The following is a 23,210-nucleotide window of genomic DNA, read 5'->3' on the forward strand; positions in this document are numbered from 1 at the left end:
CGTCCTCGCGAGGCCGGTGGCGGCGGACGGGAAAGAGGGCATCGGGCGACCATGGAGAGCGGACCGGCGATCTTCGCGGGGATGGTGTTCTGCCTGTTCGGAGGCGGATTGCTGGCCTGGACCGTGACCCGCGCGCGGCAGCACCGCCCCGTCGCCCAGGGTGTGAGTCCCGTCGCATCCGTCACCGTCGCGGGGCTGGTCGCGATGGTCTCCCTGACCCTCGGCGCGTGGTGCCTGACCCGCTTGTGAGAGGCGCGGAACCCCAGCAGCTCCCAGTAACCGGTAGAGCGCGCTCCGCATAAGCACGGGCGGAGTCTGGACACTCCGGGCGGCAGGAACGGTGGTAGTCGGGTTACCGTTCGAGTGGCCGTTGCGGGCTTTTCCCGTTTGACACGAGGGCGGGATGTACCGTCACACTCCGCAGCGTCACCATGACCCGACCCCGGGGAGACCGCCTGGGGAGCCCCAAGCGCCGACCGGAGAGAAGAGCGAAGTTGTCCCCGACCAGCGAGACCGCGAAGGGCGGCCGCCGACTCGTCATCGTCGAGTCGCCTGCCAAGGCGAAGACGATCAAGGGCTACCTCGGCCCCGGCTACATCGTCGAGGCGAGCGTCGGGCACATTCGCGATCTTCCCAACGGCGCCGCCGAGGTGCCGGAGAAGTACACCGGCGAGGTCCGCCGCCTCGGTGTGGACGTCGATCACGACTTCCAGCCGATCTATGTGGTCAACGCGGACAAGCGGGCCCAGGTCAAGAAGCTGAAGGACCTGCTGAAGGAGTCCGACGAACTCTTCCTCGCCACCGATGAGGACCGCGAGGGCGAGGCCATCGCCTGGCACCTGCAGGAAGTGCTCAAGCCGAAGATCCCGGTCAAGCGGATGGTCTTCCACGAGATCACCAAGGACGCGATCCGCGCCGCCGTGGCCAACCCGCGCCAGCTCAACCAGAAGCTGGTCGACGCCCAGGAGACCCGCCGCATCCTCGACCGCCTCTACGGCTACGAGGTCTCGCCGGTCCTGTGGAAGAAGGTCATGCCCCGGCTGTCCGCCGGCCGCGTGCAGTCCGTCGCCACCAGGCTGGTGGTGGAGCGGGAACGCGAGCGCATGGCGTTTCGTTCCGCTGAGTACTGGGACCTGACGGGCACCTTCGCGACCGGCCGGGCCGGGGACGCGAGCGACCCGTCGTCCCTTGTCGCCCGCCTGCAGACCGTCGACGGGCGGCGGGTCGCGCAGGGCCGCGACTTCGACTCCCTGGGACAGCTGAAGAGCGCGAACACCCTCCACCTCGACGAGGCGAACGCCCGCGCGCTCGCCGCCGCCCTGGAGAACACGCGGTTCGCCGTGCGTTCCGTCGAGTCCAAGCCGTACCGCCGCTCACCGTACGCCCCGTTCCGTACGACGACGCTGCAGCAGGAGGCGAGCCGCAAGCTCGGCTTCGGCGCGAAGGCCACCATGCAGGTCGCGCAGAAGCTGTACGAGAACGGCTACATCACTTACATGCGTACGGACTCGACGACCCTGAGCGAGACGGCGGTCGCCGCCGCCCGCGCCCAGGTGACGCAGCTGTACGGCGCCGACTACCTGCCCCCGCAGCCGCGCACCTACGCGGGCAAGGTCAAGAACGCGCAGGAGGCGCACGAGGCGATCCGCCCCTCGGGCGACCGTTTCCGCACGCCCGCCGAGACCGGGCTGACCGGCGACCAGTTCAAGCTCTACGAGCTGATCTGGAAGCGGACCGTCGCCTCGCAGATGAAGGACGCCACCGGCAACTCCGTCACCGTGCGGATCGGCGGCACGGCGGCCGACGGCCGGGACGTCGAGTTCAGCGCGTCCGGCAAGACGATCACCTTCCACGGCTTCCTGAAGGCGTACGTGGAAGGCGCCGACGACCCGAACGCCGAGCTCGACGACCGCGAGCGCCGGCTGCCGCAGGTCTCCGAGGGCGACGCCCTCACCGCCGAGGAGATCACGGTCGACGGGCACGCCACCAAGCCCCCGGCCCGCTACACCGAGGCGTCGCTGGTCAAGGAGCTGGAGGAGCGCGAGATCGGCCGCCCGTCGACGTACGCGTCGATCATCGGCACGATCCTCGACCGCGGCTACGTGTTCAAGAAGGGCACGGCCCTGGTGCCGTCCTTCCTCTCCTTCGCCGTGGTCAACCTGCTGGAGAAGCACTTCGGGCGGCTCGTCGACTACGACTTCACCGCACGGATGGAGGACGACCTCGACCGCATCGCGCGGGGCGAGGCGCGGGCGGTGCCGTGGCTGAAGCGGTTCTACTTCGGCGAGGGCGCGAGCAACGGTGACGCGGCCGACGCCGGCAACGGCGACGGGGACCACCTCGGCGGTCTCAAGGAACTGGTGACCGACCTGGGCGCGATCGACGCGCGCGAGGTGTCGTCGTTCCCGGTGGGCAACGACATCGTGCTGCGGGTCGGGCGCTACGGCCCGTACATCGAGCGCGGCGAGAAGGACACCGAGCAGCACCAGCGCGCCGACATCCCGGACGACCTGGCGCCCGACGAGCTGACCGTCGAGCTCGCCGAGGAACTGCTGGCCAAGCCGAGCGGCGACTTCGAGCTGGGCACCGACCCGGCGACCGGCCACGCGATCGTCGCCAAGGACGGCCGCTACGGCCCGTACGTCACGGAGATCCTCCCCGAGGGCACCCCGAAGACCGGCAAGAACGCGGTCAAGCCGCGTACGGCCTCCCTCTTCAAGTCGATGTCCCTGGACACGGTCACGCTCGACGACGCGCTGAAGCTGATGTCGCTCCCGCGCGTGGTCGGCGCCGACGCCGAGGGCCAGGAGATCACCGCGCAGAACGGCCGCTACGGGCCGTATCTGAAGAAGGGCACCGACTCGCGGTCGCTGCAGTCCGAGGAGCAGCTCTTCACGATCACGCTGGAGGAGGCGCTGGCGATCTACGCCCAGCCCAAGCAGCGAGGCCGGGCCGCGGCCAAGCCGCCGCTGAAGGAGCTGGGGACCGACCCGGTCAGCGAGAAGCCGGTCGTGGTGAAGGACGGCCGCTTCGGGCCGTACGTCACCGACGGGGAGACCAACGCGACGCTGCGCTCCGGCGACAGCGTCGAGGCGATCACGCCGGAGCGCGGATTCGAGCTGCTCGCCGAGAAGCGGGCGAAGGGCCCCGCCAAGAAGACGGCGAAGAAGGCCACCAAGAAGGCGCCGGCGAAGAAGGCGCCGGCGAAGGCCACGGCCGCCAAGAAGACCGTGGCGAAGAAGGCCGTGGCGAAGAAGACCACGACGGCGAAGAAGACCGCGGCGAAGAAGGCGACCGCCTCGAACGCGGCGGAGGACTGAGCCCTCCGGACCACGCCCGGACCTCCTGCCGATCCTTCTGTTCGGTCTTCGCCGGGGGTTCGGAATGCGAACGCCCCGACAACACTTCGATGTCGGGGCGTGAGCATGTCAGGCGCGTCGCGCCGGACTGTCGGTTCGGGCCGATAGTCTGAACGCATGACGCGAGCCGAGCAGCCAACGGCCCCTCAGCCGGCCCCCGACGACGCCCTTGTCGCGGACTCCCGCGAGCGTGCCGTCCGCGCCCTGCTGCGCCGACCGCAGCTGAGACGACTGTGGAGTGCGCAGCTCGTGGGCGGGGTCGGTGATGTCCTCGCCCTCCTGGTGCTGGTCCTCCTGACCCTGCAGGCGGCGGTCGCCGAGGGAGCCTTCGGCGGGGGCTACCGGGGCGTGGCGTTCGCAGTGGCGACCGTTTTCGGGGTGCGCGTCCTGGCGACGCTGCTGTTCGGCGCCGTGCTCCTCGGCCCGCTCGCCTCGCTCACCTCCCAGGACGGACCGCTGGACCGCCGCTGGACCATGGTCGGCGCGGACGGTCTGCGGGCCGCGCTGCTCATCGTGGCGCCGCTGTGGATCGACTGGACGCCCGAGGACGCACCGGCCGTCCTCCTCGTCACGGCCTTCGTGACCGGTGTCGCCGAGCGGTTCTGGACGGTGTGCCGGGAGAGCGCGGCGCCCGCCCTGCTGCCCGCCCCGCCCCCGGAGGGCGCGACCGTGCGCCCGCTGCCCGACCACATGGACGCGCTGCGCCGGCTGTCGCTGCGCACGAGCTTCGTGGCGATACCGCTCGCGGCCGTCACGCTCGTCGTCGCGGCCCTCATCAACAACCTGCTCGGCACCGGGATCGACTGGTTCGGCGAACACCGGGCGGCCCTCGCCTCGTACGTCGCGGCCGGGCTGTTCGCCGCGTCGCTGTCCGTCCTGACCTTCCTGGAACTGCCCGGCACGCGCACCCCGCGTGCCCGGTCGCCGCTGGAGGGACTGCGCCGCCCGAAGAGCGCCGCAGGCTCCGACAAGGGCCGCACCGGCGCGATGCCGCTCCTGGTGTTCGCGTCCGCGTCCGTCGCCGCCGCGGTGGCGGCCGCCGTCGCCGTGTCGGTGCTGCACGCCAAGGACCTGGGCGGCGGCCCCGTGCTGTACGGCCTGCTGGTGGGCGCGCTGACCGGCGGTGTCGTCGTCGGCATCCGTACGGCGCCCGCCCTACTGCCGGCCCTGTCCCGGCGCCGGCTGCTCGCGCTCGCCCTCGCCTTCACGGGCGTCGCGCTGCTGGCGGCAGGACTCGTGCCGGACGTCACCAGCGTGCTGCTGATCATGGCGCTGGCCGGTGTCGGCGCGGGCCTGGCGGCCAACACCGGGCACACGCTGCTCGACCAGGAGACCGAGGAGCAGCGCCGGGCCCGTACGACCGAGCACCTGCACGCCGTGGTCCGGGTCTTCGTGGCGCTCGCCGCGGTGATCGCCCCGATGGTCGCCGCGGCCATCGGACCGCACCGGCTGGAGAACGGCCGGTTCGTCTTCGCGCACGGCGGCGCCGCCTTCACGCTGATGCTGGTCGGCGCGCTGCTGCTGCCGGTGGCCGCGCTGGTGCTGGCCAAGGTCGACGACCGCTCCGGCGTGCCGCTGCGGCAGGACCTGCGCGACGCGCTGCTCGGCGGCGACGACCCGGACCAGACGCCCGCCGCCTCCGGCTTCTTCATCGCGCTGGAGGGCGGCGACGGCGCCGGGAAGTCCACCCAGGCCGAGGCCCTCGCCGATTGGATCAGGGCCAAGGGCCACGAGGTCGTGCTCACCCGCGAGCCCGGGGCGACCCCGGTCGGCAAGCGGCTGCGGTCCATCCTGCTGGACGTCTCCAGCGCCGGCCTCTCGCACCGCGCGGAGGCACTGCTGTACGCCGCGGACCGCGCGGAGCACATCGACACCGTCGTACGGCCCGCCCTGGAGCGCGGCGCCGTCGTCATCACCGACCGGTACATCGACTCCTCCGTCGCCTACCAGGGCGCCGGGCGCGATCTGTCGCCGACCGAGATCGCCCGCATCAACCGCTGGGCGACCGGCGGGCTGGTCCCGAACCTGACGGTGCTGCTGGACGTGTCCCCGGAGACCGCGCGGGAGCGCTTCACCGAGGCGCCGGACCGGCTGGAGTCGGAGCCCGCCGAGTTCCACGCGCGCGTGCGGGCCGGTTTCCTCACGCTGGCCGCGGCCGACCCCGGCCGCTACCTGGTGGTCGACGCCGGCCAGGAACCGGAGGCGGTCACCACGGTGATCCGGCACCGGCTCGACCGGGTGCTGCCGCTGTCCGAGGCCGAGATCCGGGCCCGCGAGGAAGCACGCCGCAAGGCGGAGGAGGAGGCCCGCCGCAAGGCGGAGGAGGAGGCGGCCCGCAAGGCCGAGGAGGAGCGCCTGGAGCGCGAGCGCCAGGAGCAGCTCGCCCGGCTGCGCGCCGAGGAGGAGGAACGCAAGCGGCGCGAGCTTGAGGAAGCCCAGCAGCGCGAGGCGGAACGACAGGCGGAAGAGGCCCGGCAGCGGGCCGAGGAAGCGCGCCGGCGCGCGGAGGAGGAGCGGCAGCGGCTGCTCGCCGAGGAGAAGGCGCGCGCCGAGGAGGAGGCCCGCCGCAAGGCCGAGGAGGAGCGCCGCCGGAAGCAGGCCGAGGAGGAGGCTCGGCTGCGCGCCGAGGCCGAGGCACTGCGCCTGGAGAAGCAGCGCAAGGCCGAGGAGGCGCTGCTGCGCGCGGAGCAGGCCCGGCGGCTGGCCGAACAGGCGGCGGCCGCGGCGGAGGCGGGACCGAGGACGACGGGCGCCCCCGATGCCGCTCCTCGGCGAGCGGCTGACGAAGCGGCGACCGTGCCGACGCCGGTGGTGACGCCGACGAACGCGTCGGGCGGGCCGGTCGACGAGACCGCGGTGCTGCCCCGGGTGCCGGACGAGGGCGCTGGGCAGCGGTCCGGCCGGTCCGGGATGTCCGACGCCGAGGTGACGGCCGAACTGCCGAAGCCGTCGGTTGCGCCGGGCGCGGCGGACGAGACGGCGGTGCTGCCTCCGGTGCGGGAGGACGGGAGGGGATCCGCGGACCGGCTGCCGCCGGGCTACTTCCGGGACGAGCGCCCGGAGAGCGGCCCCGAGGCCACCGACGGTCCCCACGACCGCACGCGCGAACTGCCCCGGATCGACGCCGAGGGCGTGCCCCGCCGCCGGCAGCGTTCGGACTGGGCCGAGGAGACCCCGCTGGGCGACCTGCCGACGCTGGCCGACGAGCTGCTGGGCCCGCACGACGGCGACGACGAGCAGGACGACGAGGGCGAGGGCCGAGGCCGCCGGGGGCGCCGGCGCTGACCGTCCGGTCCGCGGGTGCGGGCGTTGTCGGTGCCCACCCGCACAATGGATCCGGTAAGGCAGACGTGACGGAAGGACCGGCTGACCCATGACCGTGTGGGACGACCTCGTCGGGCAGGAGCGGGTGAGCGAGCGGCTCGCCGGCGCCGCCCGCGACGCGGACGCGCTCGTCACCGCCGCGGCGGCCGGCGCGCCCCCGCCGGAGGCGTCGAGGATGACGCACGCCTGGCTGTTCACGGGCCCGCCGGGCGCGGGAGTGACACAGACGGCACGGGCCTTCGCCGCAGCGCTGCAGTGTGTGAGCCCCGACCGGGCCCTGGGCGGAGCCCCCGGCTGCGGCTTCTGTGACGGCTGCCACACCGCGCTGATCGGCACTCACGCGGACGTCAACACGGTGGTCGCCATGGGCGCGGAGATCCTCTACAAACACATGAAGGAGACCGTCCGCAAGTCGTTCACCTCACCCGCGAACGGTCGCTGGCAGGTCATCCTCGTCGAGGAGGCCGAGCGGCTGAACGAGAAGTCCGGCAACGCCGTCCTCAAGGCCGTCGAGGAGCCCGCCCCCCGTACTGTCTGGCTGCTGTGCGCCCCCTCGATCGAGGACGTCCTGCCGACGATCCGCTCCCGCTGCCGCCACCTCAACCTGAGCACGCCGTCGGTGGACGCCGTCGCCGACATGCTCGTCCGGCGCGAGGGCGTCGAACCGGACGTCGCCGCCGCCGTCGCCCGCGCCACCCAGGGCGACGTCGACCGTGCCCGTCGCCTGGCCACCGACCCGGCCGCCCGCGCACGCCGGGCCGCCGTGCTCAAACTGCCGCTGCGGGTCGAGGACATCGGCAGTGCGCTCAAGGCGGCCCAGGAGCTGGTCGACGTGGCGGCCGAGGACGCCAAGCAGCTCGCCGAGGAGACGGACGCCAAGGAGACCGAGGAGCTGAGGGAGGCCCTGGGCGCGGTCCAGGGCGGCCGGTTGCCACGTGGCACGGCAGGCGTCTTCAAGGATCTGGAAGCCGATCAGAAGCGTCGCAAAACGCGCACACAACGCAACACCCTCGACGTCGCGCTGAGCGACCTGACCAGCTTCTACCGGGACGTGCTCGCCCTCCAGCTCGGCTCCCGCGTCGCCATCGCCAACGGCGACGCCGAGGACGTACTGGAGCGCATGGCCCGCGGCAGCTCCCCGGAGTCCACGCTCCGCCGCATCGAGGCGATCGCGGCGTGCGGCAAGGCCCTGGACCGCAATGTGGCCCCGCTACTTGCGGTGGAGGCGATGACGATGGCCCTCAGAGCGGGCTGACCCAGGGCATCCGCCCAGTGGCTTGACACGGTAACTCGTACGAGGCACGGCGTGCGCACAGAGCACCTGTCCTGTTGCACACAGTTACGCTCACGGTATGCACACAAGGCGTACCCATCGCAGGACCCGCACCGGAACCGGAATCGCTCTGCTCGCAGCCGCCGCACTGCTGATCTCGGGCTGCTCCTCGGGGGACAGCCCGAGCATGGCCAGTGCGGCGGCGGGGGAAGCGGCGGCGGCCCTCGCCCCCCTGCCCCGCTCCACACCCGCGGCCCTCACGCCGTACTACGAGCAGAAACCGGCCTGGCGCGACTGCGGAGTCCCCGGCTTCCAGTGCGCCACGCTGAAGGTCCCGCTCGACTACGCCGAACCGACGTCCGGTGACGTGCGCCTCGCCCTCACCCGCAAGAAGGCCACGGGCCCGGGAAAGCGGCTGGGCTCACTGCTGGTGAACCCCGGCGGCCCGGGCGGCTCGGCGGTCGGCTACGTCCAGGCGTACGCCGGGATCGGCTACCCGTCCGACGTGCGCGCCCGCTACGACATGGTGGCCGTCGACCCGCGGGGCGTCGCCCGCAGCGAACCCGTCGAGTGCCTGGACGGGCCCGGGATGGACGCGTACACGCGGACGGACATCACACCGGACGACGCGAAGGAGACCGGCGCGCTGGTCACGTCGTACAAGAAGTTCGCCGAGGGCTGCGGGGCGGACGCGCCGAAGCTGCTGCGCCACGTGTCCACCGTCGAAGCGGCCCGGGACATGGACATCGTCCGGGCCGCGCTGGGCGACGAGAAGCTGAACTACGTCGGCGCCTCGTACGGCACCTTCCTCGGCGCGACCTACGCCGGCCTGTTCCCGGACCGGGCGGGCCGTCTCGTCCTGGACGGCGCGATGGACCCCTCGCTGCCCGCGCGCCGGCTCAACCTGGAACAGACGGAGGGCTTCGACACGGCGTTCACCGCCTTCGCCGAGGACTGCGTGCGGCGGAGCGACTGCCCGCTCGGCGGCCGGGGCACCGCCCCCGAGCAGGTCGGCAGGAACCTCAAGGCGTTCTTCGAGAAGCTCGACGCCCGTCCGGTCCCCACCGGTGACGCCGACGGCCGCAGGCTCACCGAGTCGCTCGCGACGATCGGCGTGATCGCCGCGATGTACGACGAGGGCGCCTGGCAGCAGCTGCGCGAGGCGCTGACGGCCGCGATGAAGGAGAGCGACGGCGCCGGACTCCTCCTCCTCTCCGACAGCTACTACGAACGTGACGCGAACGGTGACTACAGCAACCTGATGTTCGCCAACGCGGCCGTGAACTGCCTCGACCTCCCGCCCGCCTTCGACTCCCCGGACGAGGTGCGGCGGGCGCTCCCCGCCTTCGAGAAGGCGTCCCCAGTGTTCGGCGAGGGCCTCGCCTGGGCCTCGCTGAACTGCGCGTACTGGCCGGTGCGGGCCACGGGCGAGGCCCGGCGCATCGAGGCGAAGGGCGCGGCCCCGATCGTCGTCGTCGGCACCACCCGGGACCCGGCCACCCCGTACCGCTGGGCCGAGGCCCTGGCCGGCCAGCTCTCCTCGGCCCGCCTCCTCACCTACGAGGGCGACGGCCACACCGCCTACGGCCGAGGCAGCGCCTGCATCGACTCCGCGATCAACACCTACCTGCTCGCCGGCACCCCGCCGAAGGACGGAAAGCGCTGCTCATAGCCGGTGTTACCGGCCCCGGAGGCAGCCGCTCCGGCCCGCCTCCGGGGCCGGTACGAAGCACCCCCGGAAACTGTGTAGACTTACCGACGTCGCTGATCGCACCATGGTGCAGGCAGCGCGCCGCCTTAGCTCAGATGGCCAGAGCAACGCACTCGTAATGCGTAGGTCTCGGGTTCGAATCCCGAAGGCGGCTCATCGCGAACCCAGGTCACACTCCGTGTGGCCTGGGTTTTTTCGTGTTCCGGGGCTGTTCGTCGCGTCCTCTGCCGGGATCGGCGTCGATCCCCTGACTTGCCTTCTGGGAAAGTCGAGGGTTAGCTTTCCTGGCGGGAAAGCAAAAGTGGGGAGGCGATGGTCGTGAGTGTGCCGGTGGACGCCGAGCAGGCCTGGAGGGACCTGCAGCGGATCCGGGTGCCGCAGGAGCGGGTGTACGACGAGGTCGAGCGGAGTGCGTTCGGTGACCCCGGCGCGACCTACGCCACGGCCGTGATCATGTGGGTCTTCCTGGCCGGTCTGGGCCTGGACCTGCCCCGGTGGGGTGTCTGGCTGGCTCTCGCCGGGTACGTCGTGCTGCTGGCCGGAGTGGTCGTGATCCACAATCGCAGGAGCCGGGTGCGGCTGCACCGCACCCGCTACGACTGGCGGGCGTCCGCCGTGTTCCTCGGGGGGATGGCCGTGACCGGCGGGACGGTGCTGCTGTCCGGCCGGCTGGTCGAGGCGCTGCCGTGGGGGCCGATGGCCGCCAGTGCGATCCAGGCCACGGTCTCGGCGAGCGTGTTCGTGCTCTTCGCGGTGCCGGCCAATCGCTGGGCGGTCGGCTCGTTGCGCGGTCGCGGTGAAGCGGCGGCCCGTGCGGGGGAGGGCCGATGAGCACGCCCGCCGGCTTCGACGAGCTGATCCATCCGGCCACCCGGCTGTCGGTGGTCGCGCTGCTCGCCACCACCGAGTGGGCGGACTTCGCGTTCGTCCGCGACAGCCTCTCGCTCAGTGACTCCGCCCTCTCCAAACAGCTGCACACCCTGGAAGAGGCCGGGTACCTGGAGATCCAGAAGGAGGGCGGCGGCCGCAAGCGGCGTACGAAAGTGCGGCTGACGGACCGGGGCCGCACCGCCTTCGACGGTCATGTGGCGGCGCTCCGCGCGATCGTCGAGGGAGCCGGGCGCACGCCACCGGGCGAGGCCGGGGCGGAACAAGGCCGGTCCCATGTGGGGGCAGCGCGGTGACGGCACCCACCGCGACCACCCACCCCGTCGTCCGGGCCCGCGATCTGACCATGGCGTACGGCGATGTCGCCGTCCTCCACGGCGTCGATCTGGAGATCCACCGCGGTGAGGTGTTCGCGCTGCTCGGGCCCAACGGGGCCGGGAAGACCACCACCGTGGAGATCCTGGAGGGCTTCCGACGGCGGTCCGCCGGGGAGGTCCGCGTCCTCGGCACGGACCCGGAGCGGGGCGACGACGCCTGGCGGGGCCGGATCGGACTGGTCCTGCAGTCCTGGCGCGACCACCGCCGCTGGCGGGTCGCCGAGCTGCTGACCCACTTCGCGACGTACTACCCCCACCCGCGCGACCCGGCCGAACTGCTGGCCCTGGTCGGCCTCACCGACCAGGCCGGCCGGCAGGTGGACCGGCTGTCCGGCGGGCAGCGCCGGCGGCTGGACGTCGCGCTCGGCATCGTCGGCCGCCCCGAGCTGCTGTTCCTGGACGAGCCGACCACCGGCTTCGACCCGGAGGCGCGGCACGAGTTCCACGTCCTGGTCGAACGGCTGGCCCGCGACGAAGGCGTCACCGTCCTGCTCACCACCCACGACCTGGCGGAGGCCGAGCGGCTCGCCGACCGGATCGCCATGCTGGTCGGCGGCCGGATCCGGGCCTGCGGCACCCCGGCGGAACTGGCCCGGCGGGCCGCCGCGCAGGCCGAGGTCCGCTGGACGGCCGACGACGGGACGTACCGCCGCGAACGCACCGCGGACCCCTCACGGCTGGTCTGGGAACTCCACCGGGACGCGGACGGCCCGATCGCCGGCCTGGAGGTGCGCCGTCCGACGCTGGAGGACACCTATCTGCACATGGTCCATCAGAAGGACGGCACCACGGACGGGGAGGCGGCGGCCACATGAAGGACGCACAGGAGGACGCACAGGAGGGCATACAGGAGGACGCGCCGGGCGGGACGGGCGGCGGCCCACGCCGCCCCGCCCGCCCCTACTGGCGTGCCGGGTTCCTCCGCGGAGGCATCGAGCTGCGGCACCTCCTGCGCAACTCCAAGGAGATGTCCGGCCATCTGCTCAACGTGGCCGTCGCGCTGCTGGTCGTCGCCTACATCGATGACGACGTCCCCGGCACCCGGACCCCGATGGCCCACCTGGCGCTCGCGGGCTTCGCCGCCTATCTGCTGTTCCAGATCGGGCTGCTCAACCTCCCGCAGATGCTCGTGACCGAGCGGGAGGAGGGAGCCCTGCTGCGGTTGCGCGCCACACCCGGCGGGATACCGGCCTACCTCGTCGCCAAGTGCCTGCTGGTGGTCGTCACGGCGGTGGGCACCCTGGCCCTGTTCCTGGTGGCCGCGGCCCTGCTGGCGGACGGGCCGCTGCCGCAGGGGCCGGACGGCTGGCTGACGCTGTTGTGGGTCACCACGCTGGGGCTGCTCGCCGTCGTACCGCTGGGCGCGGCCCTGGGCGCCGTCCTGCCCAATCCGCGCGAGGCGCTGGCGTTGATCATGCTGCCCGTGATGGGGCTGCTGATCACCTCCGGAACGGCCTTCCCGATCACCTCGCTGCCGGTGCCGGTCCAGCAGGTGGCCTCCGTCTTCCCGCTCAAGTGGATGGCCCAGGGCCTGCGTTCGGCGCTGCTGCCGGATGCCGCGCGGGCCGCCGAGCCGGCCGGTTCCTGGGAACTGCCCATGGTCGCCCTCGTCCTGACCGCCTGGGCGGTCCTCGGCTTCCTCCTCGCGGTCCCCCTCCTGCGCCGCGCCGCCCGCCGCGAGTCCGGCTCCCGCCTGTCCGACCGCCACCGCAAGGCGGAACGGAGCGGGGCGATGCCCGCGTAGGCTCCGGCCGCCCGGACGTCGGCCCCGGCCTCGTGGAGGCCGGGGCCGCGTTGCCGGCCGGGATCCGCTCCAGGGGAACTCCCGTGGACCGGCGGTCGGCTCCGTGTGCTCCCGCCGTGCTCCCACCGCGGTCGGGGCGGCGGACCGTGCTGTGGGGCCGGACGGAGCCGAGTGCGTGAGTGGAGTGCGCCTGCCGGTCCCGGCAGCGAATCCCCCGACGTGGCCGACGGGCGAACGTGATCCCGTGTCGTCCTACGTTCATCCGTTCGGGGTTTGGGCGCAACCAGGTGTAATCCAGAGTTAGTTGAGTGACCCGTGAGTCGCTGGAGCAGCCGTTCGGCCGGGCGCCGTACACCGGTGCCGGCCGGCTCGCCGCGCCGGACCGTTCGGCAGCGTGGGCGCCCCCTGACGACACCGCACCGTCCACCCCCACCCCCGACAAGGAGCAGTGTTCATGCCACGTCAGCACGAACCCCCGGCCGGAGAGACGACGCCTTCCGTGGCCGTCCGCCGTGCGGTTTCCGTGCCCGCGCCGGGCAAGGACCCCGGCGCGGACCTGAGACCGCGTACGCCAGAGCCTGCCCCCGCTCCCGCTCCCGTTCCTGCCTCTGCCGCTGCTCCTGCCCCCGAATCCGACTCCGCTGCCGGTCCGGACGCCTCGGTACCGATCGCGTCGTCCCCCGAGCCCGCCTCCGAGCCCGCCCCTGAACCCGCCCCCGGGCGGCGCATCGGATGGCGCTCCCGGTCCGCCGCCGCGGAACCGGCGGCCGACGAGGAGGGGCGGCGGCAGGAAGAACGACAGCGGCGGCAGGAACCACAGCAGGGGCAGACGGCGGAGTCCGGCGGAGCGGAATCCGAAGCGGCGGCCGGTGTGCTCCTGGCCGGGAAGGGTGACGGCGCGGGCGACGCGAACGCGGACACGGCCGCCGACGAGTCGGCCCCGGGGCGCCTGCGCGGCCCCATGGTCGCCGCGGCCGCCCTCGTGGGCGCGGTACTGATCTGCGTACCCTTCCTGGTACTCGCGCTGAGTGGCGACGACGAGCGCACGGTCGAGACGGCACCGGTCGGCGGAACGACCCTCGACCCCGGTACGTCCGACGACCTCCCGGCCGTCGACTACCAGGCCGAATCCCCGTCACCCTCGGCGTCGTCGAGCAGTCCCGAGGCGAAGGCCGACGCCCGGGCCAAGTCCGCCCCGCAGCCTTCCGTTTCGGTCACCGCGGACGCCGAGGAGGAGAAGGCGGCACCCCGGCCCGACACCGAGAAGACGGCCGAGGGCAAGGCCACGCCGAAGGCGGACAAGTCCCCCGCGATCACCGCCCGGCAACTGGCCAACGCCCTCTCCACCCGGGTCAACGCGCAGCTGAAGAACGTCGCGACCGGCAAGTGCGCCGACCTGCCCTACTTCGACAGGGGTTCGGTCGACGGCCCGGTGAGCCAGTTCGACTGCCGGCCCACCACCCAGGACAACCAGCTCTGGGACCTGGAGGTGGCCGACGCGGACGGCGGACCCCAGGGGGCGAGCCTGTTCGTCATCAGGAACCGCAAGGACGGGATGTGCATGGACCTGCCGAACTACGGCAGTGTCGCCCCCGGGACCAAGGTCACCGAGTACCACTGCAGGCCGGCGGCGGACAACCAGCTCTGGTGGCTGGACCCGCGGCCGGGGGGCTACCGGATCCGCAACGCCGCGAGCGACCTGTGCATGAGTGTGGTCGGCGGCGGTTCCGCCGGGAACGACGCCAGGCTTCAGGTGGTGCGCTGCGGCTCGGGGTCGAGTGCGCTGCGCTGGTCCGTCGTCTCCGTCGTCAAGCCCTCCTGAACGAAGACCTCCGCTCACCTCCTGCTTCCTCACCCCGGCCCGCCCGGTGAACACCGTCCCGCCCCGCTCCGTAGGAGAACGTGCGCCACGCGACGCGGCACGGAGGCGTCCGTGCGGCCTACCACGGGCGGCCGTGGTGTGAACGGCTAGCATCGCGGACGCAGTCGTCGGCCGGGATGGTGAGGTGAGGACGTGGAGACGCCGAGGATCGCCGTCGCCGTGGTGACCATGGGGAACCGGCCGGCTGAGGTGGACGCGTTGCTGGAGTCCGTGGCCAAGCAGGACCTTCCGCCCGCGCGGATCGTGATCGTGGGCAACGGCTGCCCGCTGCCCGAGTTCGCCCGGCGGCTGTCGCTCCCCGGTGAGGTCACCACCGTGGAGCTGGAGGAGAACCTCGGCTGTCCCGGCGGACGGAACGCGGCGATCGCACGGCTGCGGGAGTTCGGGGACGTGGACGTCGTCGTCGAGCTGGACGACGACGGGCTGCTCGTCGACGCCGATGTGCTGCGCCGCGTGGGGGAGTTGTACGCCGCCGACGAGCGGCTCGGGATCGTCGGGTTCCGGATCGCCGACGAACGGGGGGAGACCCAGCGGCGGCATGTGCCCCGGGTCGGGAAGTCGGATCCGATGCGCGGCGGGTACGTCACCGGGTTCCTCGGAGGCGGGCACGCGCTGCGGATGGCGATGCTGGACGAGATCGGCGACTGGCCCGCCGCGTTCTTCTTCGCGCACGAGGAGACCGACCTTGCCTGGCGGGCCGCCGACGCCGGGTGGCGGATCCTCTACGCGCCCGAACTGCTGCTCCAGCACCCGAAGACCTCGCCGGCCAGGCACGCCATCTACTACCGGGTGAACGCCCGGAACCGGGTGTGGCTGGCCAGGCGGCGGCTGCCGCTCGTGCTCGTCCCCGTCCATCTCGGGGTGTGGATGCTGCTCACCGTGGTGCGGAACCGGTCGGCCAGCGGGTTGCGGGCCTGGTTCGGCGGGTTCACGGAAGGGCTGCGGGAGCCGGCCGGGGAGCGGCGGGCCATGAGCTGGCGGACGGTGTGGCGGCTCACCCGGCTCGGACGGCCACCGATCATCTGACCCGTACGGCCACTGGTCGTCCGCCCCGATGAGCCACCGGTCGTCCGCCCCGGCGGGCGGAACGACGAGGGGGCCGGCCGGTGACCTGGTCATTTGGCGTCCGCGTAGCACTCCACCACCGCCGTCGTGAACGGGAACCGCACCGGTGTCTCCCCGAAGGTCAGCCGTCCGGCCAGATCCGAGGCCCGCCGGATCGCCGCCACCACGGTCTCCGCCTCCTCCTCGGGACAGTGCACGATCACCTCGTCGTGCTGGAAGAAGACCAGCTCGGCCGCCATGTCGCTCAGGGTCTGCCGCAGCGCGGCGAGCAGCAGCAGGGCCCAGTCGGCGGCACTGCCCTGGACGACGAAGTTGCGGGCGAAGCGGCCACGGGCGCGGGCGTCGGTCGAGGCGTAGCCCGGAACCCACGGGCGGGCAGCGGACTCCTGGTCCTCCTCGGCGACCGGGATGCCCGCCTCCTCCGTCGCGTCGTCCGTCGTACGGGCGGCCGGCGGGCAGGTGCGGCCCAGCCAGGTCCGTACGAGCCGGCCCTCCTCGCCCGCGCGGGCGGCCTCGTCCACGTAGGCCACCGCCCTGGGGAAGCGGCGGCGGAGCGCGGCGAGGTTCTTCAGGCCGTCGCCGGAGGTCTGGCCGTAGACCGCGCCGAGGACGGCGAGCTTGGCCTGGGCGCGGTCGCCGGAGAAGGCGCGGTCGGACACCGACTGGTACAGGTCGGTCTCCCGGCCGGCCACCTCCATCAGCCCGGGGTCGCGGGAGATCGCCGCCAGTACCCGCGGCTCCATCTGGTCGGCGTCGGCGACGACGAGCCGCCAGCCGGGGTCGGCGACGGCCGCGCGGCGGATCACCTTGGGGATCTGCAGCGCGCCCCCGCCGTTGGTCACCCAGCGGCCGGTCACCGTCCCGCCCGCGAGGAACTCCGGCCGGAACCGACCGTCACGCACCCAGTCCTGGAGCCAGGACCAGCCGTGCGCGACCCAGATCCGGTACAGCTTCTTGTACTCGACCAGCGGTTTGACGGCCGGGTGGTCGACGGACTCGATCTCCCAGCGGCGGGTCGAGGCGATCCTGACGCCGGCCTGCGTGAAGGCCTTCACCACATCGGCGGGCAGGTCGGGCCGGACCCGGCGACCGAAGGCGGCGGACACCTCGTCGGCGAGCTCGGCGAGCCGGCGTGGCTCGCCGCCGCCCGCGTACCGCTCGCCGAGCAGGTCGTGCAGCACCGCGCGGTGCACGTCCGCCCGCCAGGGCAGTCCCGCGCGGTTCATCTCGGCGGCCACCAGCGTCCCCGCCGACTCGGCGGCCGTCAGCAGCCGCATCCGGCCCGGGTGCGCGGTCGCGTCGGTCCGCCGCTGCTGTTCGGCGTAGACCGCGAGGAGGTCCGTCAGCGGCAGCCGGACGCCCTGGGGTTCGAAGAGGGAGGACTGGGCGCCCGGTTCGGCCTGGCGCTGCGGTGGATCGGGCGGTACGGGGCCGCCGCGCAGCCGGGCCAGCGCCGCCGCGGCCGAACGGGGTTCCCCGTACCGCCCCTCGTGGCCGAGGAGGAGCGTCTCGGCGGCCTCGATGTCGTAGGCCCGCTCCACTCGCACCCCCGTGGCGAGCAGACTCGGGTAGACCTCGGCGGTGGACCGCCACACCCACCGCGTGACACCGGGACGGCTCCGGACGGCCTCGGCGAGGTCCGGCTCCCGCAGCACCGGACCGGCGGGCAGCCCGTCCGGACCGAGGGGAGCGACGTCCACGCCACCTTCCTCGGCCGGAGCGAGTGCCCACCGGTCGGCCATGCTGCGAGTGTGGCAGGGGGGTCTGACAACGGCCGGCCCCTGATCGGCCGCTGACCGGCCGGCCCCTGACCGGCCGCTGGAGCTCAGCCCTCCTGCACGGCCTCGCTCCCGCTCTCGTCCTCGCCCTCGCCCTCCGTCCGGGTCTCGACGTACTGCGCCAGCATGTCGGCGACGTACCGCTCGGTGGCGGTCTTGTCGACGCCGAGGCCGCTGAGGAGGCCCTTGCCGTTCTCGTGCTCCAGCAGGGCGAGCAGGATGTGCTCGGTGCCGATGTAGTTGTGGCCGAGGCGGAGGGCCTCGCGGAAGGTGAGTTCCAGGACCTTCTTGGCCGCCGGGCCGTACGGCACCAGCTCGGGGGCGTCCTCGACGGCCGGCGGGAGCGCCGCGCGGGCGGCCTCGCGGACCGCGTCCACGGTGACGCCCTGCTCGGCGATCGCCTTCACGGCGAGTCCCTGGGGCTCGGCCAGCAGACCCAGGACCAGGTGCTCGGGCAGGCCCTCGGCGTTGCGCGCGGCCTGCGCCTCGTTGTGCGCGGCCATGACCGTGTTGCGGGCGCGGGGCGTGTAGCGGTCGAAGCCCTGGTTCGGGTCGAGGTCGTTGCCCTCCTTGGGCACGAACCGCTTCTGGGCCGCCTGCCGGGTGACGCCCATGCTCTTGCCGATGTCCGTCCAGGAGGCGCCCGAACGCCGGGCCTGGTCCACGAAGTGGCCGATCAGGTGGTCGGCCACGTCGCCGAGGTGCTCACCGGCGAGCACCGCGTCCTGGAGCTGTTCCAGGGGCTCCTCGTGGACCTTCTTGATGGCTGCGATGAGGTCGTCGAGACGCACGGATGACTTGATGGTCGGGTTCGTCGTCATGTGTCAACCGTAAGTTGACAGTCAGAGGGTGTCAACCCGAAGTTGACACTTGCGGGTGAATCCCGGGGGCATGGCACGATCGGTCCGTGAGTACGTCCAGCACCGTCGACCGCGCCTTCCGTGCCGCCCTCTACGACACCGGCGACACCGCCCTGGACGCCGGCGCATCCCTGCTCGCCGCCGACCCGGCGGCCGACGCCGAACTCGCCCGTCGGGGGCAGGAGTTCGTGGCGACCGCCTGGCGGCGCGGCTGGCAGCCCGCCGATGTCGTGCGGATCGTCCGGCGCGAGCTGGACGACGTCCACGTACGGCTCGTCTCCGCGCTGATCCGCGCGCAGGCACCGCGCGACGACCGGACGCGCGGGCCCCGGTGGAAGGCCCAGCTGGACGCGCTCGGGGCGGACGACGCCCCGCGCGGCGACCGTTTCCCGTACGCCACGGCCGTCCTGGAGCTGTACCGCCTGCTGCTGCGCCTGCCCGCCCTCGAGCCCCTCGACGAGACGGCCGCCCCGGACCCACGGGACCGGCGGCCGGAGTCCCGCGTGCTCGGCCGCATCCGCGCGCTGCTGGCCAAGGCGGAGGCGACCGGGTTCCCGGACGAGGCGGAGGCGCTCAGCGCCAAGGCGCAGGAGCTGATGGCGCGGCACAGCGTCGACGAGGCGCTGCTCGCCGCGCGGGAGCCCTCGGCCCGGGCGCCGGGCGCCTGCCGGATCGGGGTGGAGCCGCCGTACGAGCAGGCCAAGGCGGTGCTGCTGGACGCGGTCGCCGGCGCGAACCACTGCCGGGCCGTGTGGAACGAACCGCTCGGCTTCTCCACCGTGGTCGGCTTCGCTCCCGACCTGGAGGCGGTGGAACTCCTCTACACCTCACTGCTGGTGCAGGCCACCACGGCGATGACCAGGGCGGAGGCCGCACAGCGGGCGGGCGGACGCAAGCGGACCAAGACCTTCCGGCAATCCTTCCTCGCCGCCTACGCGCACCGCGTGGGCACGCGCCTCGCGGCCGTCGCCGAGACCCAGGTGAGCGACGACCTGCTGCCGGTGCTCGCCTCCCGCGCGGTGGCGGTCACCGAGCGGACGGACCGGCTGTTCCCGGAGACGACGACCACCCGGCTGCGCGGCGTGAGCGACGCGGCGGGCTGGGAAGAGGGTGCCCGCGCGGCGGACGACGCACAGGTCAGGGCGCGCCCGCACCTTCCCCGGGAGTTCTAGTCGCCTTCCCGGGAGTTCTAGTCGCCCGCCTGCTGGTAGGCGCCCACGGAGATCTTGTGGCCGCCCTGGCCGTCGTGTGCGACCGGACCGTACGTCCAGCGGAAGCTCCGGACGCCGGGGCCGCTCGAGTCACCGGGCAGCTCGACCTGCAAGTTCTCGGCGTTGAAGGCGCCGTTGCCACGCGTGCCGCGTTCATAGGTGAGGGTGAAGGACGCGGACTCGCCCTTGGCCAGGGTCAGTTTCTGCGCCTTGGCGCCCTCGGCCGGCGGCACCCCGAAGGTGGCGGAATCGCTGACTCCCACCAGGGTCGCCTTCGGGAAGCCGTCCAGGGTGCAGGCGGCGCTCTGATTGGTGAGGACGACGGGAACCTCACCGGTGTCCCCGGCGGCCGGCGCGACGCTCGCGGGCCCGACCTCCATGCTCACCGTGTCGACCGAGCAGGCGGTGCTCTCCCGCTTCCCGTCGCCGTCCCCGTCGCCGCCCGCGCTGTCGCAGGCGGTCAGCAGGAGGAGCGCGGCAAGGGCGGCGGGGACGGCGATCGGCGTGATGCGCATGAGAGTGATCCTCTGGGGTTTCGTGGAGGTGCCCACCGGTCATCATCACGCACCCGTCACTGCTCCGCCCCGCGGACAGGCGCTAGGAGCCCAGCCCTTCCAGGGGCAGCCCCGTCGGGAGGGAGTCGCCCTCGGCCCTGGTGTACGTCTCGGTGCCGAGGGCGCCCTCCCAGGTGACCTCCAGGGAGTCCTCGCCGACGGAGCCGACCGTGCCGTTCGCCCGTTCCTCGGTGCCGTCGCCGCACTTCAGGCGGATCGAGTGGGTACCGGCCCGCTCCCGCGCGGTGCCGCTGCACACGGTGCCGCCCGTGGCGAAGAGGGCGGCGTCCCCGCCGTTGACCATCAGGACCACGGCCTTGCCGCCGGCCGTGGTGAGCCAGCTTCCCTCCAGCTCGCTCGCCGGGGCCGTGCTCGCGCCGGAGCCCCCGGTGCCGCCGCCGGAGTCCGCGGTCGCCGTGGTGGACGGGGTGGGGCCGGCCGTGGAGTCGTCCGAGCCGTCGGAGCCGCCCCCGCCGCACGCGGTCAGCACGAGCGTGCCGGTCAGCCCCAGGGCCACGGCCACGACCCGAGCGCGCCGTGAGCGCGACCCGCGCGATGACGGCGATGCGGGCTGGTACGTCACCGAAGCCTCCGAAGTCACTGCGAGCCCCCTGGCTGTGGCCGGCCCCGTCGGCCGGACGACAGCCGCCAGCTAACAGGACCCGCCCGGCACCTCACCAGCCTCCGTGACACACCTCGCACCGCATGTTCACGGCGGTTCGGCGGGCCGGCGCGCACGGGAACGACGTCCACGGAACGCGGAGGACACACAAGGAAACACGGTGGAACACAAAGGCCCCCGCGTGCGTCTCTTAGGGAGCGGGGTTCGGTAAAACGTCCGTCAAAGCGGGCGTCACTCGGCCGTCAAGGCTGTAACCGGGGGAACACCCCGCGTGCACGTGCATTTGCTCAAGCATCTGCACGTGAACAAAGCTATGATCCCGGTCAGTTGACCACTGCATCGATGGCCACACCAGCCAGTGCACCAGCGGGGAGCGACCTGTGGACCACGACGTGTACGACGGTGACGTGTACGACGGTGCCGACGCGTCCGGCGTGTACAACGGCATGGCGGCCACCGGGCTGGACGGCGTGGCCTGGCAGAAGAGCCGGCACAGCAACTCGCAGGGTTCCTGCGTGGAATTCGCCCGGCTGCCCGGCGGAGAGGTGGCCGTGCGCAACTCCCGCTTCCCCGACGGTCCCGCGCTCGTCTACACCCGCGCGGAGATCGAGGCCATGCTGCTGGGCGTGAAGGACGGCGAGTTCGACCACCTGGTGGCCGGCTGACCGACGGCGCCGGGCGCTCCGGAAGGGACCGGAGTGGCTCAGGAGCCGCCGACGCGCGTAGAACCGCGGCGCCCGGAAGCGCTGCGGTTCGTCATGAGCCGGGACAGGGGTGGCCGGCGGGGCGCGGGAGCCGGAACAGGGCCCAGACCACCTTGCCGCTCGGCGCGCCGGCCATCGGGTGCCAGCCCCAGCTGTCGCTGAAGGACTCGACCAGGAACAGCCCCCGGCCCGACTCGGCGGAGAAGTCGTCCGACTCGCGGGTCACGGGGCTGTCGTCGCTGGGGTCGCGCACCGCGCACACCAGCCGCTCGGTCCACCGCATCAGGTGCAGCCGTACCGGCAGGTCCGGCGTCGCCGGCCGCGCGGCGCCGGCCGGCAGACCGTGCCGCAGGGCGTTGGTGACCAGCTCGGAGACGACCAGGCACACGTCGTCGAAACGGTCGCCGAGGTCCCACTGGTCGAGGGTCTTGCGGGTGAACTGCCGGGCCTCCCGGACCGCTTCGTAGCGGGCGGGGAGGGCGCAGGAGGCGGCGTCGGACGCGGCCGCGAGGTTCAGCGGCGGAAGGCCCTGCCGTAACGGCTCGAGCATGGTCGATCCATTCGTCCCCATGCGAGGCACTCCCGGGAATTCGCGGTCGTAGCGAGGCTGCGGTGGTGCGGAGACCATGGTTTCGGATGCGTACAGCAGATGCAAGGGCAGATGCACGTGCAGCTGACCGAAATCGTCCCTGCCGTACTGGTTTGTTGGCCAATTTTTCCGTCATCTTCCCTTCCTCTTCCGGCTGTTCCCATGCCTCCTCGTTGCTCCTTCCTTCTCCCTCCGTGCCCGTTCCGTGCCCGTTCCCGGCCGTAACCCTCGGCCGGATTCCGTTTCCGTAACCGGGCGAGTACTGCTCGAAGTGTTTTAGTGGCAGACTGCGGGCCCTGAAGACGTTGGGGAGGCTGGCGAACGTGAGCGCGGGAGAGCCGGGATCGGTGGTGCGGCGCATGCTGCTCGGATCACAACTCAGGCGACTGCGTGAGGCGCGGGGGATCACGCGTGAGGCGGCGGGCTACTCGATCCGCGCCTCCGAATCGAAGATCAGCCGGATGGAGCTGGGCCGGGTGAGCTTCAAGACCAGGGATGTCGAGGATCTGCTGACGCTGTACGGCATCACGGACGAGCAGGAGCGCCTGTCGCTGGTCTCCCTCGCCAGGGAGGCCAACGTGGCGGGCTGGTGGCACAGTTACTCGGACGTGTTGCCGAGCTGGTTCCCCACGTACGTGGGTCTGGAGGGCGCCGCCTCGCTGATCCGGGCGTACGAGGTGCAGTTCGTGCACGGCCTGCTGCAGACGGAGGAGTACGCCCGCGCGGTGGTGCGGCGCGGCATGAAGGGGGCGAGCGAGGAGGACGTCGAACGGCGGGTGGCGCTGCGTCTGGAGCGGCAGAAGTACCTGGTCTCGGAGAACGCCCCCGAGTTCCACGTCGTCCTCGACGAGGCCGCCCTGCGCCGGCCGTACGGCGACCGCGCGGTGATGCGCGGCCAGCTCCAGCACCTCATCGACGTCTCCGAGCGGCCCAACGTCCGGCTGCAGGTGGTGCCGTTCAGCCTCGGCGGGCACTCCGGCGAGTCGGGCGCGTTCACCATCCTCAGCTTCCCCGAGTCCGACCTGTCGGACGTCGTGTACCTGGAGCAGCTGACCAGCGCGCTGTATCTCGACAAGGCCGAGGACGTGGCCCAGTACGAGAAGGCGCTCAAGGAGCTCCAGCACGACAGCCCGGGCCCCGCGGAGAGCCGGGACCTCCTGCGGGGGCTGCTGCACATGTCCTGAGCGCACCGCAACTCCCATAAGACACAAGTACGATGACGTGTGATCAGACCATGCAGTCGATCAGTGCTCCGCTGATGCAGCAAGG

19 protein-coding genes and 1 tRNA gene are annotated in these 23,210 nt (G+C 72.6%); 15 read left to right on the plus strand and 5 right to left on the minus strand.

Going from position 1 to position 23,210, the window contains the following annotated elements:
* Positions 1-51: 51 nt before the first annotated feature.
* From AB0A94_RS10350 to AB0A94_RS10405, 12 genes are all read left to right on the plus strand, one after another.
* Positions 52-249 (plus strand): hypothetical protein, encoded by a 198-nt coding sequence (locus AB0A94_RS10350; protein ID WP_361741753.1) that lies wholly within the window; start codon positions 52-54, stop codon positions 247-249.
* A 245-nt stretch (positions 250-494) separates the two neighbouring features.
* The gene (topA, locus tag AB0A94_RS10355; RefSeq protein WP_361741756.1) at positions 495-3,320 is read left to right on the plus strand and encodes a type I DNA topoisomerase; all 2,826 of its coding nucleotides are present in this window, start codon (positions 495-497) and stop codon (positions 3,318-3,320) included.
* Positions 3,321-3,476: 156 nt separating this feature from the next.
* Entirely contained in the window at positions 3,477-6,644 is a 3,168-nt protein-coding gene (tmk, locus tag AB0A94_RS10360; RefSeq protein WP_361741759.1) for a dTMP kinase, read from the plus strand.
* Between the two features lie 88 nt (positions 6,645-6,732).
* Positions 6,733-7,938: a DNA polymerase III subunit delta' gene (locus AB0A94_RS10365; RefSeq protein ID WP_361741762.1), complete on the plus strand. Its 1,206-nt coding sequence runs from the start codon at positions 6,733-6,735 to the stop codon at positions 7,936-7,938.
* A 97-nt stretch (positions 7,939-8,035) separates the two neighbouring features.
* Positions 8,036-9,628: an alpha/beta hydrolase gene (locus AB0A94_RS10370; protein WP_361741765.1), complete on the plus strand. Its 1,593-nt coding sequence runs from the start codon at positions 8,036-8,038 to the stop codon at positions 9,626-9,628.
* A gap of 119 nt (positions 9,629-9,747) precedes the next feature.
* Positions 9,748-9,821, plus strand: a tRNA-Thr gene (locus AB0A94_RS10375).
* A 158-nt stretch (positions 9,822-9,979) separates the two neighbouring features.
* The gene (locus AB0A94_RS10380; RefSeq protein WP_361741768.1) at positions 9,980-10,498 is read left to right on the plus strand and encodes a hypothetical protein; all 519 of its coding nucleotides are present in this window, start codon (positions 9,980-9,982) and stop codon (positions 10,496-10,498) included.
* Positions 10,495-10,851 (plus strand): transcriptional regulator, encoded by a 357-nt coding sequence (locus AB0A94_RS10385; protein ID WP_361741770.1) that lies wholly within the window; start codon positions 10,495-10,497, stop codon positions 10,849-10,851. The genes AB0A94_RS10380 and AB0A94_RS10385 overlap by 4 nt, the downstream gene beginning before the upstream one ends.
* A 50-nt stretch (positions 10,852-10,901) precedes the next feature.
* On the plus strand, positions 10,902-11,747 hold the full coding sequence (locus AB0A94_RS10390) for an ABC transporter ATP-binding protein (protein ID WP_361741996.1): 846 nt from the start codon (positions 10,902-10,904) through the stop codon (positions 11,745-11,747).
* On the plus strand, positions 11,744-12,676 hold the full coding sequence (locus tag AB0A94_RS10395; protein ID WP_361741772.1) for an ABC transporter permease: 933 nt from the start codon (positions 11,744-11,746) through the stop codon (positions 12,674-12,676). The genes AB0A94_RS10390 and AB0A94_RS10395 overlap by 4 nt, the downstream gene beginning before the upstream one ends.
* 871 nt (positions 12,677-13,547) lie before the next feature.
* Positions 13,548-14,498 (plus strand): RICIN domain-containing protein, encoded by a 951-nt coding sequence (locus tag AB0A94_RS10400; protein ID WP_361741779.1) that lies wholly within the window; start codon positions 13,548-13,550, stop codon positions 14,496-14,498.
* Between the two features lie 192 nt (positions 14,499-14,690).
* Positions 14,691-15,584, plus strand: coding sequence for a glycosyltransferase (locus AB0A94_RS10405; protein ID WP_361741781.1), 894 nt, complete (start codon positions 14,691-14,693; stop codon positions 15,582-15,584).
* Between the two features lie 89 nt (positions 15,585-15,673).
* Here the strand turns inward: AB0A94_RS10405 and AB0A94_RS10410 are convergent, their stop codons facing one another.
* Complete coding sequence (locus tag AB0A94_RS10410; RefSeq protein ID WP_361741784.1) at positions 15,674-17,365, minus strand: bifunctional 3'-5' exonuclease/DNA polymerase; 1,692 nt, start codon at positions 17,363-17,365, stop codon at positions 15,674-15,676.
* Positions 17,366-17,448: 83 nt separating this feature from the next.
* Complete coding sequence (locus AB0A94_RS10415) at positions 17,449-18,222, minus strand: Clp protease N-terminal domain-containing protein (protein ID WP_361741787.1); 774 nt, start codon at positions 18,220-18,222, stop codon at positions 17,449-17,451.
* 86 nt (positions 18,223-18,308) lie between these two features.
* Between AB0A94_RS10415 and AB0A94_RS10420 the strand changes: the two genes are divergently transcribed.
* Positions 18,309-19,433, plus strand: coding sequence for a DUF2786 domain-containing protein (locus AB0A94_RS10420; protein ID WP_361741790.1), 1,125 nt, complete (start codon positions 18,309-18,311; stop codon positions 19,431-19,433).
* A gap of 17 nt (positions 19,434-19,450) precedes the next feature.
* On the opposite strand, the gene AB0A94_RS10425 is transcribed toward AB0A94_RS10420, so the two are convergent.
* Both AB0A94_RS10425 and AB0A94_RS10430 read right to left on the minus strand, forming a co-directional pair.
* Positions 19,451-19,987 (minus strand): DUF4232 domain-containing protein, encoded by a 537-nt coding sequence (locus tag AB0A94_RS10425; RefSeq protein ID WP_361741792.1) that lies wholly within the window; start codon positions 19,985-19,987, stop codon positions 19,451-19,453.
* Positions 19,988-20,069: 82 nt separating this feature from the next.
* The gene (locus AB0A94_RS10430; RefSeq protein ID WP_361741794.1) at positions 20,070-20,549 is read right to left on the minus strand and encodes a hypothetical protein; all 480 of its coding nucleotides are present in this window, start codon (positions 20,547-20,549) and stop codon (positions 20,070-20,072) included.
* 479 nt (positions 20,550-21,028) lie between these two features.
* Here AB0A94_RS10430 and AB0A94_RS10435 point away from each other — a divergent pair, with 479 nt between their 5' ends.
* Positions 21,029-21,313, plus strand: a complete 285-nt coding sequence (locus tag AB0A94_RS10435; protein WP_030225010.1) for a DUF397 domain-containing protein — start codon at positions 21,029-21,031, stop codon at positions 21,311-21,313.
* Positions 21,314-21,404: 91 nt separating this feature from the next.
* Here the strand turns inward: AB0A94_RS10435 and AB0A94_RS10440 are convergent, their stop codons facing one another.
* Positions 21,405-21,902 carry an ATP-binding protein gene (locus AB0A94_RS10440; RefSeq protein ID WP_361741799.1) on the minus strand — a complete coding sequence of 166 codons (498 nt, stop codon included), beginning with the start codon at positions 21,900-21,902 and terminating at the stop codon, positions 21,405-21,407.
* A 398-nt stretch (positions 21,903-22,300) separates the two neighbouring features.
* On the opposite strand from AB0A94_RS10440, the gene AB0A94_RS10445 reads away from it, so the two are divergent.
* Positions 22,301-23,125 (plus strand): helix-turn-helix transcriptional regulator, encoded by an 825-nt coding sequence (locus AB0A94_RS10445; protein WP_361741999.1) that lies wholly within the window; start codon positions 22,301-22,303, stop codon positions 23,123-23,125.
* Positions 23,126-23,210: the final 85 nt, after the last annotated feature.

The sequence above is a fragment of the Streptomyces sp. NPDC044984 genome (assembly GCF_040646935.1).
Lineage (GTDB): Bacteria > Actinomycetota > Actinomycetes > Streptomycetales > Streptomycetaceae > Streptomyces.